General features: G+C 62.4%; 8 protein-coding genes. 6 read left to right on the top strand and 2 right to left on the bottom strand.

All coding sequences use genetic code 11. The annotated features are described in order from the left end of the window. Positions 1–4: 4 nt before the first annotated feature. Positions 5–817: an outer membrane protein gene (locus tag C7I85_RS14020; RefSeq protein WP_428832858.1), complete on the bottom strand. Its 813-nt coding sequence runs from the start codon at positions 815–817 to the stop codon at positions 5–7. 237 nt (positions 818–1,054) lie between these two features. On the opposite strand from C7I85_RS14020, the gene C7I85_RS14015 reads away from it, so the two are divergent. The 5 genes from C7I85_RS14015 to C7I85_RS13995 all read left to right on the top strand — a co-directional run bounded on the left by C7I85_RS14015 (position 1,055) and on the right by C7I85_RS13995 (position 8,040). Then, on the top strand, positions 1,055–1,438 hold the full coding sequence (locus tag C7I85_RS14015; protein ID WP_210203045.1) for a nuclear transport factor 2 family protein: 384 nt from the start codon (positions 1,055–1,057) through the stop codon (positions 1,436–1,438). 4 nt (positions 1,439–1,442) lie between these two features. Further along, positions 1,443–2,171, top strand: a complete 729-nt coding sequence (locus tag C7I85_RS14010; RefSeq protein ID WP_106724609.1) for an SOS response-associated peptidase — start codon at positions 1,443–1,445, stop codon at positions 2,169–2,171. A 280-nt stretch (positions 2,172–2,451) separates the two neighbouring features. Beyond that, on the top strand, positions 2,452–5,649 hold the full coding sequence (locus tag C7I85_RS14005; protein WP_106724608.1) for an efflux RND transporter permease subunit: 3,198 nt from the start codon (positions 2,452–2,454) through the stop codon (positions 5,647–5,649). Beyond that, complete coding sequence (locus tag C7I85_RS14000; protein WP_181257178.1) at positions 5,630–6,919, top strand: efflux RND transporter periplasmic adaptor subunit; 1,290 nt, start codon at positions 5,630–5,632, stop codon at positions 6,917–6,919. The genes C7I85_RS14005 and C7I85_RS14000 overlap by 20 nt, the downstream gene beginning before the upstream one ends. A gap of 101 nt (positions 6,920–7,020) precedes the next feature. After that, positions 7,021–8,040 carry an LLM class flavin-dependent oxidoreductase gene (locus C7I85_RS13995; protein WP_106724606.1) on the top strand — a complete coding sequence of 340 codons (1,020 nt, stop codon included), beginning with the start codon at positions 7,021–7,023 and terminating at the stop codon, positions 8,038–8,040. 18 nt (positions 8,041–8,058) lie between these two features. Here the strand turns inward: C7I85_RS13995 and C7I85_RS13990 are convergent, their stop codons facing one another. Next, positions 8,059–8,997 carry a hydrogen peroxide-inducible genes activator gene (locus C7I85_RS13990; RefSeq protein WP_106724605.1) on the bottom strand — a complete coding sequence of 313 codons (939 nt, stop codon included), beginning with the start codon at positions 8,995–8,997 and terminating at the stop codon, positions 8,059–8,061. 343 nt (positions 8,998–9,340) lie between these two features. Here C7I85_RS13990 and katG point away from each other — a divergent pair, with 343 nt between their 5' ends. After that, complete coding sequence (gene katG, locus C7I85_RS13985; RefSeq protein WP_106724604.1) at positions 9,341–11,533, top strand: catalase/peroxidase HPI; 2,193 nt, start codon at positions 9,341–9,343, stop codon at positions 11,531–11,533.

Genomic DNA, 11,533 nt, shown 5'->3' with positions numbered 1-11,533 from the left:
TAGGTTACTTTGTGTAGAGCGGCTCGGGAGGCTCGTAGGCCACAACTGGCGGCTGATAGCAGCCATTGGCGCCGCCGCCGAAGCTATAGCGCAGGCCGCCGCGAACCTCATGCGTGTTAAAACCCTTGTCGAAGCCGGGCCCGGCTCCGTTGAACTGGAACATGCGCCCGCCATTGATATGGCTGAACCGATAGCCGGCATCGAACGCCAGGTTGTTGGTCAGACAGTAGGAGGCGCCGGCCATGAGCGCGTAAGCGAAACGCCAGTTGCTGGTGCCTTTGTGGATCGTGTCGTCGCTGTCGATAACGTTATGCAGGTCGTCCCATTTCACTCGGGCGCCGCCGATGCCCGCGCCGACATAGGGCGTGAAGCCGTTCCACGTGCCGAGGTCGACATAGGCGTTGGCCAGCAACAGCAGAGCCGACATCTTGCTTGTGTCGGTGGAAGCGCAGTTGTCGCAGGATGTATGACCGGTAAATTTGGACTTGAACCAATAGTCGACCGTAAGATCGGTGCGCAGATAGCTCGTCATCTGATAGCCGACGCCGCCACCCAACGAGAACGCGCCTCTCAGATCGCCGGAATCGAAGCTCTTGGTGCCGGGGGGCGTCCCATAGGTGATATAGTCGGCCCCGCGGAAATCAGGCTTGTGATAGTCGAGATCGCCGCGGATATACCAGCCGCCGAACTCCTGCGCCTGGTAGACCGGCGCCGGCTCGACAACCGGCACTGGCTCGACAATATCGGCCGCGAACGCCGGAGCCGCACAACAGGCTATGACGGCCGCGAAGACCGCCTTATTTGCAAAAATGGTCACGTCCAACCCCCGCCCGGAAACCGCGAGCGCGGCCGGAATTTCTGGTTAAGCAGTAAAGTTAGCAAAAGCTAAATCTACCCAATTACTTAACCATAAGGAGCCAATGGTTAAGGAAGGGTGTGATGCGCAACCAACGGCGCAGTCTTAGGGTCCGCACAGTTCGAGCTAAGGGCGGGATTGGGGGTAGTGGCCTAGTAAGGCAGGCGCTGCTACGATGGATTTGCAGGTCCTTGGAGTATGCCGATGGGCGGTACAAGTGCAGCGGAGTTGGTCAAGGCCCTTCTAGCCGCCTATGCGGCAAAGGACCGGGATGCGGCAGAGCGGCTGATCTCGGCCGATTTCCATTTTTCGAGCCCTCTGGACAACCGGATCGACCGCGAGACCTACTTCACCATCTGCTGGCCCAACAGCAAGCTCATCGAAGGTTTCGAGATCGAACATCTGTTCGCCGATGAGGATAAGGCCGCCGTGACATATGTTGGCCGATCCCTATCCGGGAAGCGGTTCAGAAATACGGAGGTCTTCATGTGTCGGGATGGCCAGATTACTGATGTGGAGGTCTATTTCGGCTGGTGGGTGCCGCATGAAGTCCCGCTGGGCCATCACGTTGACCAAAGGTGACAGCATGTGCGGCCGTGTGAACATCAAGACCAACCTCGACGAGATGCTGAGAGCTTTCGCCTTCGCCCAGCAAAACGAGGAGGTCGACAGGGCCGCCAACCAGTTCCCTCGCTACAATGGCGCCCCTGGACTGGACTATCCCATCATCATCCGCGATGTCATCCGTGATGCGACCCAGCCTGTCTTCGGCCCGGTATTCAAGATGGCCAGATGGGGTTTCATTCCCCACTTCGCAACGGCCCGCAACGAAGGGTTCAAGCACATCAACGCCCGCGGCGAGACGGTGGCGACCAATGGCATCTTCAAGCATGCCTACCACGCGCGCCGGGCCTTGATGCCGATCACCGGTTATTTCGAGTGGCATGACATTCTCGGGACCGGCAAGAACAAGCAGCCATACGCAATTGCCATGGCCGACGACGCGCCGTTCTGCCTTGCCGCGATCTGGCAGGAGTGGCGCGATCCGGTGACCAGAGAGGACGTGACGAGCTTCTGCATCATCACCTGCGAGCCCAACGCGATGATGGCCAAGATCCACAACCGCGTGCCCGTCATCCTCCGGCGCGAGGACTATGAGCGTTGGCTCGGTGGCGAGCCCGATCCCGGCGATCTGCTGACGCCCTACCCCGCCCACCTGATGAAGATGTGGAAGATCGACAGGAAGGTCGGCAGCTCAAAGAACGACAGCCCTGATATCCTCGACGAGATCAGGCCGGAAGACCTGTTCGAATAGCACCCGTAGATCGCCGATTTCGACGTGGTGCCGATGGGTGAGGCCATTTCTGCCTCCATTATTGAACTCTGGACTTTCAGCCTTAAGTCTTATTGGTCGTTTCGTGACGCAGAAACGCCCGACCCGGGACGCGGAGACGCATTCGAGCATCCGAAGTTGCGCCCGCGGCATCTCTGAAACGTCAGGTCTCGCAAAGAGAGCCTCTTGAGCACGCCCATGCCGGCAACGGATGGGCTTGCTCTTTAACTGATCGGTTTCCTGCAAGGAAACGGAGATCAAGATGGGCATCGTTCGGTTTGCACTGCGTTTCCCGTACACATTCTACGTCCTCGCCCTCCTGATCATCTTCCTCGGCGTGTCGGCCATCATGGTCATGCCGATGGACATCTTCCCCCAGATCAACATTCCGGTGGTGTCGGTGATCTGGCAGTACACGGGCCTGAGTACGCCCGAGATGGAGCAGCGCGTCACCACCTACAGCCAGTACGCGATCAGCTCGAACGTCAACGGCATCAAGAACATGGAGGCGCAGACTCTCAACGGCATCTCGGTCCAGAAGATCTATTTCCAGCCGGATGTGAACCTCGACCTCGCCATCTCCCAGATCGTTGCTGGGACGAATGCCATACGCGCGCTCATGCCGGTGGGCATCCAGCCACCGATCGTGGTCCAGTACAACGCCTCGAGCGTTCCGGTTCTGCAGCTCAGCCTGAGCTCCGACCGCCTCAACGAGCAGCAGCTCTATGACTATGGCATCTACAATCTGCGCCAGCAGCTTGCGCCGGTGCAGGGCGTGACGTTTCCAACGCCCGACGGCGGCAAGTACCGGCAGATCATGGTCGACATCGACCCCGTGAAGCTCCAGGCACGCGGTCTCACCCCGGCGGATGTGGTCAATGCGGTCAATGCGCAGAACCTGACCTTGCCGTCCGGGCTCGCCAAGATCGGCAACACGCAATACACGGTGCGCACCGATGCGATGCCTACGACCATCGCCGATCTCAATGCCATCCCGATCAAGTACACGAACGGCCAGACCGTATTCCTCAAGGATGTCGGGCAGGTGCACGACGGCTGGGCGGTGCAGCAGAACATCGTGCGCGACAACGGCCGCCGTTCGGTCCTGCTGAGCGTGATCAAGAACGGCAATGCCTCGACCGTCGCCGTCGTCAACGGCGTCCGCAATGCCCTGCAGATCGCGCGCGCTGCCGCACCGCCCGGACTGAGCATCAAGGAGCTGTTCGACCAGTCCAAGCTCGTCACCTCCTCGATCCAAGGGGTGGTCCGTGAGGGAGCGATCGCCGCCGTGCTCACCGGATTGATGATCCTGCTGTTCCTCGGCTCATTGCGGTCGACGCTGATCGTGCTGATTTCGATCCCGCTTTCGATCCTCACCTCGATCGTCGTGCTGTACTTCCTCGGCCATACGCTCAACACCATGACACTGGGCGGAATGGCGCTTGCGGTCGGCATACTGGTCGACGATTCCACGGTGACCATCGAGAACACGTTCCGGCTGCGCAGCGAAGGTATGAGCCTTGCTGCCGCAACACTGAATGGCTCGGCCGGCATTGCGGTTCCGACACTGGTCTCGACGCTCGCGATCAGTTGCGTGTTCACCTCGGTGGTGTTCCTCGAAGGCCCGGCCAAGTTCCTGTTCACCCCGCTCGGGCTCGCGGTCGTGTTCGCCATGATGGCTTCCTATGTGCTGTCGCGGACCTTGACGCCGATCGCCATCGGGATGCTGTTGAAAGGCGAGCATCACGAAGGGACAGGTGGTTCGAGGAGCTGGTTCGGCCGGTTCCACCAGGGGTTCGAGCGCGGCTTCGACCGGTTTCGTCAGGGCTATCGGCGCGTGCTCACGATGCTGCTGAAGCAGCGGGTGATCGTTCCGGTCGTCGCGGCCTTGATGCTCACGCTGGGCGGCGTGATGTTCATGATGGTCGGCCGCGACTTCTTCCCCGTCATCGACGGCGGACAGATCAAGCTTCACGTCCGCGCCCCGGCAGCGACCCGCATCGAAGCCACCGAGCGCATCTTCCAGCAAGTCGAGAACAAGGTCCGCGAAGTCATCCCCGCACGCGACCTGGACCTTATCGTCGACGATATCGGCGTGCCGCAGAGGGCGTACAATCTTGCCTTCACCGACGGCTCGACCATCAACGTCAACGATGGCGTGATCCTGATCTCGCTCAAGGAGGGGCACGCGCCTACTACCGATTATGTGCGCAAGCTGCGCGCGGCGCTGGCGAGTGCCTTTCCGTCGGATATCTTCTATTTCCAGGCAGCCGACATGACGACCCAGATCCTCAATTTCGGGCTGCCATCCCAGATCGACGTTCGCGTTATCGGCCGCGACCGTGCCAACAACCTCAAGGTGGCACAGGAGCTGCGTCGCCGCATGGCAGACATTCCCGGCCTTGCCGACGTCCATCTGCAGCAGGAGGTCGATTCACCTGGCTTCATGGCCAAGATCGATCGCTCTCGGGCGCTGCAACTCGGCCTCAATGCGCAGGCGATCGCCAACGACCTGAACATCAGCCTCAGCTCATCGGAACAGGTTTCGCCCAATTTCTGGACCGATCAGGCGTCTGGCATTCCCTATTACATCGCGGTTCAAACGCCACAGTATCTGGCGAGCACGCTCGGAGAACTCGGCAACACCCCCGTGTCCACGGCCGCGGCAGCCGGAGCCGGCACGCCGGTGCCCGGCCTCCTGAGCAATGTGGCCACACTGCAGCGCGAGAGCGTGCCGACGAATTTGAACCAGACGAATATCCAGCCGGTCTACGATATCTATGCCGGCGCCCAGGGGCGGGATATCGGCAGCATCTCCAACGATATCAACAAGATCGTTGCGGAGCTGCAGCCCCAGCTCAAGCCCGGCAACACGATCCAGGTTCTCGGGCAGATCCAGAGCATGCACGATTCCTTCCGGAACCTGGGCATCGGGCTGATTTTCGCGGCCGTGTTCGTCTACCTGCTCATGGTCGTCAACTACCAGAACTTCGGCGACCCGTTCGTGGTCATCCTGGCACTGCCGGCGACCTTGTGCGGCATCCTCACGATGCTGTTCATCACGGGCACGACGCTCAGCGTCCCCTCGCTCATGGGGGCGATCATGGCAGTCGGCGTGGCCTCGGCCAATTCCATTCTTCTCGTCACCTTCGCGCGCGAGCAGCAGCTGGCCGGACGGAGCGCGTTCCGGGCCGCCATAGATGCGGGCTACACCCGTATCCGCCCGGTGCTGATGACCGCGGGCGCGATGATCATCGGCATGACGCCGATGGCCATCGGCGCTCCCGGCGAGGAACAGAATGCGGCGCTGGCGCGCGCGGTGATCGGGGGCCTGCTGTTCGCGACGCCCACCACGCTTCTGATCGTGCCTTATCTCTTTGCCCTGCTGCGCAAGGGTAATGACGGCGTCCCGGCCTATGGCGTCTTTGAGGAGCTTCCGGATGAACGAAGTGCGGATTGACCAGGAAGGTCAGCCGGTCCGCGATCTGCAGGAGACCGTCGACCGGAAAACGGACAGCCGACCAACGCCTCCGCCGGAGGTGCGCCGCCGCTATGGCGGGCGCCTGTTCGCGCTTCTGGCATTACTGCTGCTGGCCGGCGGCCTCGCACTGGGCGCTAAGCGCTTCTATTCGCAGCAACAACAGGTAGCCGATACTGCAAAGGAGCAGCATGATCTTGTGCCTAGCGTGCGTGTCGCCACGGTCGAGCCCAATTCCGGCATCGTGTCGGTCACCTTGCCGGGAACGACCGCCGCCTACTCAACCGCAAGCATCTACGCTCGCGCCACCGGCTATATCGACAAGCGAAACGCGGACATCGGAGACCAAGTCAAGGCTGGAGAGCTGCTGGCATCTCTCGCCGTTCCCGAACTCGACGATCAGATTTCGCAGAACGAGGCGACACTCAAGCAGCTCCAGGCGGCGCTCGACCAGGCTCAGGCCAACTTGAAGCTTGCCCAGGTCACTTGGAATCGCGACACAAAGCTGGTCGACCAGGGCTGGGCGACCCAGCAGCAGGGGACGATCGACGTCCAGAACCTGAAGGCGCAGCAGGCAGCTGTCGGGGTGGCTCAAGCCAACGTCTCTGCCCAGGAGAACCTGCTCAGGGTGCTCCGGCAGGACCGCAGCTACGCCTCGGTGGTCGCGCCGTTCGACGGGGTCATCACCCAGCGCAATGTCGATGTGGGCAGCCTGGTTCAGGGCAACACAGCGTCGGGCACCTTCATGTTCGAGATCATGCAGAACGACGTCATCCGCGTGTCTGTCTATGTGCCGCAGGATTCGGCGTTCGGCGTGGAGCCCGGCATCGACGCGACTGTGCGCGTGCCCGAACTTCCGGACCGTGAGTTCACGGGCAAAGTAACCCGCGTGGCCGATGCTTTGCAGACCGGCACACGCACGCTGCTCACCGAGATCGATCTTGCCAATCCGGACGGCGCGCTGCCACCCGGCGTCTACTGCACGGTGGAGCTCAAGGTGCCGCGCAAGTCGCAGTCGGTCGTCGTCCCTGCCGACGCCATCATCTTCAACCGCGACGGCCTGCAAGTCGCGGTCGTCAACGACGGCAAGGCCGAGTTCCGCAAGATCAGGGAGACACGCGATCTGGGCACCAAGGTGGAGGTGGACTCCGGCGTCCAGGCGGGCGACCAGGTGATCCTCGATCCGTCGGTCGACCTGGCCAATGGCAGCAAGGTGCAACCCCAGCGTGAAGCTCCCGCACCGAGCAAGTAGGCTTTTGACCGGAACGAACACGGCTACCAGACACGGACTGTTCAGGACTCTGGCCCTAGCTCCTTGCTTGAAGCGCGATCTCTACGTGCTACATCTGCTGCATGAAAAAGATCGGCTTTCTATCCTTCGGGCATTGGTCCCCTTCGCCTCACTCGCAAACGCGGTCTGCATCCGACGCGCTCCTGCAGTCGATCGACCTGGCCGTCGCGGCTGAAGAACTGGGCGCAGACGGCGCGTATTTCCGCGTGCACCACTTTGCCCGGCAGCTTGCCTCACCGTTTCCGCTGCTGGCCGCGGTGGGCGCAAAGACCAGCCGTATCGAGATCGGCACGGCGGTCATCGACATGCGTTACGAGAACCCGCTCTACATGGCCGAGGATGCCGGTGCGGCGGATCTGATCGCCGGCGGGCGCCTGCAACTAGGCATCAGCCGCGGCTCGCCGGAGCAGGTCATCGACGGCTGGCGGTATTTCGGTTTCGCTCCGCCGGAAGGACAGAGCGACGCCGACATGGCCCGGCGCCACGCCGAGGTGTTTCTTGAAATTCTTCGGGGCAAGGGTTTTGCCGAACCCAATCCGCGACCGATGTTCCCCAACCCGCCAGGACTATTGCGCCTTGAGCCCCACTCCGAGGGGCTGCGCGACCGCATCTGGTGGGGTGCCGCCACCAACGCCACGGCGCAGTGGGCAGCAAAACTGGGAATGAACCTGCAGAGCTCCACGCTCAAATTCGATGAGGGCGGGCAGCCCCTTCACGTCCAGCAGGCCGAGCAGATCCGGGCGTTTCGCGAGGCGTGGAAGGAAGCGGGTCACGCAAGCGAGCCCCGAGTGTCGGTCAGCCGCAGCATCTTCGCGCTGGTGGACGAGCGCGACCGCGCCTATTTCGGCCGCAGCGAGGGTGAAGATCATTTCGGTTTCATCGAGGCGGGTACGCGCGCCGTGTTTGGCCGCACCTACGCCGCCGAACCGGATGTGCTTATCGAGCAATTGAGGCAGGATGAGGCGATCGCCGAGGCCGATACGCTGCTTCTCACCGTGCCCAATCAGCTCGGCGTGGACTACAACGCGCATGTCATCGAGGCGATACTCAAACACGTCGCCCCTGCCCTGGGTTGGCGCTGACGGCGGCAAGCCTTCGCGTCAGGCCAAGGACATGCTCGGTGCCGTCATTGTGATATGCTGCTTGCGCAAGGCGTCGGCCGACTGACGCACCACTTCGGAGATTTGCAGGAGCTGCTCCGCAAGGGGGCTTGCCTTGCGCCAGATCATGCCGACCGTTCGTGACGGCTGGGGACTGTTGAAGCGGGCGACCGACACCGACGCGGAGCGCGTCTCCACCGGGACAGCCATCTCCGGGATCAAGGTGACGCCGATGCCAGCGCTGACCATCTGGACCAGCGTGGACAGGGAGCTGCCGTCCAGCAACTCCCGCGGCCGGGCCGATTGCAAGTTACAGAACGACAGGGCCTGCTCGCGAAAACAATGCCCCTCTTCCAAAAGCAGCAGCCTCATCTCGCGAAGCATTTCGCGATTGGGCACCGGCTTTCCCTCGTCCTCGCCGGGCCGGACCAGAACGAAATCCTCGGCAAACAAGGCAACCTCGGTCAATGAAGGTTCGGAGACCGGCAGGGCAACGATGGCCGTGTCGAGCCGGCCATCCGCCAGCTCCTGAATGAGCTTCTGCGTCAGCGTCTCGCGCACGTGGATGTCGAGCCCCTCATGCATGCGGCTGAGATTGCCGATTATGGTCGGTAGCAGGTAGGGCGCGATCGTCGGGATCACGCCTATCCGCAACCGCCCCACCAGCCGGTTCCGCGAGGCGCGCGCGAGATCTGCCAGTTCGTCGACCGAACGCAGTATGTCGCGGACGCGCAGGGCAAATTCTTCTCCGAAGCCGGTCAGCCGAACCTGCCTTGCGCCTCTCTCGAAGAGCTCCGTGCCAAGCGTCTCCTCCAGTTCCCGGATCTGCACCGACATGGCGGGCTGCGAAATCGCGCAGGCATCCGCTGCGCGCCCGAAGTGGCTATGTCGTGCCAGTGCCTCGAAATAGCGGAGCTGCTTGAGCGTCAGATTTGTCATAACCTCACCTTATCTCTGCGATCAGTAAATCCAACTTAAATTAATCGCGAGATTTTGGTATAGGGTTTGAGGCGGAGATGAGGAGGAGCTCATGTCACAACCGCCTCGTATTGCGCCCGCTCAGGGCGCGAGGATCGCCGATATCCGGATCGTTCGGATGGCCGGCGCCCTTGAGGCTAGTTTTGCTCCAGAACGGTCTCCTTGCCAGGAACCCGTAACGATAGGGACGTTCAACGTGTCCTGTGCCTAGTCAGCGCGCGGCGGCGAACGGATGCCTTCAAAGGCACCCCTGGTCCCTATCCAACGGACAGTTCGATCAACCCAGCCACCACCGGAGAGAAAAATGGACGCAAAGACTGAAGAGAGCGCGGGCAAGTGCCCAGTTGCACACACGCCTGCTGCCAGAACAAATCGGGAGTGGTGGCCAAACCAGGTAAACCTCGGAATTCTTCACCAGCACTCCAGCCTGGCCGATCCGATGGGCGAGGCGTTCGATTACGCCAAGGAATTCCAGAGCCTCGACCTTGATGCGGTTATCGCCGACCTCAAGGCGCTGATGACGGATTCGCAGGATTGGTGGCCGGCCGACTTCGGCCATTACGGGCCGCTGTTCATCCGCATGGCCTGGCACAGCGCCGGTACCTATCGCATCGGCGATGGTCGCGGTGGCGCCGGAGCCGGCCAGCAGCGTTTTGCCCCGCTCAACAGCTGGCCGGACAATGTGAACCTCGACAAGGCGCGCCGGCTGTTGTGGCCGATCAAGCAGAAATATGGCCGCAAGATCTCCTGGGCCGACCTGATGATCCTGACCGGCAACGTCGCCCTCGAATCCATGGGCTTCAAGACTTTCGGCTTCGCCGGCGGCCGCGAGGACGTCTGGGAGCCTGAGCAGGACATCTACTGGGGCGCCGAGGGCAAGTGGCTGGCGGACGAGCGCTACAGCGGCGACCGCGACCTCGAAAACCCTCTTGCCGCCGTGCAGATGGGCCTGATCTACGTCAATCCCGAAGGGCCGAACGGCAACCCGGATCCGATTGCGGCCGCGCGGGATATCCGCGAAACCTTCGCGCGCATGGCGATGAACGACGAGGAAACCGTCGCGCTGATCGCCGGCGGCCACAGCTTCGGCAAGACCCACGGCGCCGGCGATGCAGCACTGGTGGGCCCGGAGCCGGAAGCCGCCGACATCGAGCATCAGGGCCTCGGCTGGAAGAGCAGCTTCGGCACTGGCAAGGGTGGTGACGCGATCGGCAGCGGGCTGGAAGTCACCTGGACCACGACGCCGACCAAGTGGAGCAACAACTTCCTGTGGAACCTGTTCGGCTACGAATGGGAGCTTACCAAGAGCCCGGCCGGCGCGCATCAGTGGACGCCGAAGCATGGCATGGGCGCCAACACCATTCCGGACGCGCACGACCCGTCGAAGCGTCATGCGCCGACGATGCTGACCACCGACCTCTCGCTGCGCTTCGATCCAGCCTATGAGAAGATCGCCCGTCGCTTCCTGGAGAATCCCGATCAGTTCGCAGACGCGTTCGCACGGGCCTGGTACAAGCTGACCCATCGCGACATGGGCCCCATCGCACGTTACCTCGGCCCGCTTGTGCCCAAGGAAGTTCTGATCTGGCAGGATCCGATCCCCGCCGTCGATCATGAACTGGTGAACGAGCAGGACATCGCGGCCCTGAAGGCCAAGATCCTTGCGTCCGGCCTGTCGGTGTCGCAGCTGGTCTCGACGGCCTGGGCGTCGGCCTCGACCTTCCGCGGCTCGGACAAGCGCGGCGGTGCCAACGGCGCGCGCGTGCGTCTTGCCCCGCAGAAGGACTGGGACGTCAACCAGCCGGCCGAACTGGCGAAGGTGCTGGAAAAACTCGAAGCGATCCAAAAGGAGTTCAACGCCTCGCAGTCCGGTGGGAAAAAGATCTCGCTTGCGGACCTGATCGTTCTCGGCGGTACTGCCGCGGTAGAGAAGGCCGCGAAGGATGCCGGGCACGACGTGAAGGCTCCCTTCGCGCCGGGTCGCATGGACGCCTCGCAAGAGCAGACCGACGTCCATTCCTTCGCTCCGCTCGAGCCGGCCGCCGACGGCTTCCGCAACTACTTGAGCGGCAGGCAGCGCCTGTCGCCGGAGGAGGCACTGGTCGATCGGGCGCAGCTGCTGACGCTGACGGCACCTGAGGCGACGGTGCTCTTGGGTGGCCTGCGCGTGCTCGGCGCAAATGCCGGCGGCTCAACGCATGGTGTCTTCACCGCGCGGCCCGGTACGCTGACCAACGACTTCTTCGTGAACCTGCTCGACATGGGCACGGAGTGGAAGGCGGTCTCGGACGCCAAGGACGTGTTCGAAGGGCGTGACCGCAAGACCGGCGAGGTCAAGTGGACCGGCACCCGCGTCGACCTGATCTTCGGCTCGCATTCGCAGCTCCGCGCTCTCGCGGAAGTCTACGGCTCGTCCGACGCGAAGGAGAAGTTCGTGAAGGACTTCGTGGCGACCTGGACCAAGGTGATGAACGCCGACCGCTTCGATCACGCCTGA

It is taken from the genome of Pseudaminobacter soli (ex Li et al. 2025) (genome assembly GCF_003012705.1).
GTDB lineage: Bacteria > Pseudomonadota > Alphaproteobacteria > Rhizobiales > Rhizobiaceae > Pseudaminobacter > Pseudaminobacter soli.
The sequence above is the reverse complement of the archived record's forward strand: the minus strand, read 5'-3'. Positions and strand labels throughout refer to the sequence as shown.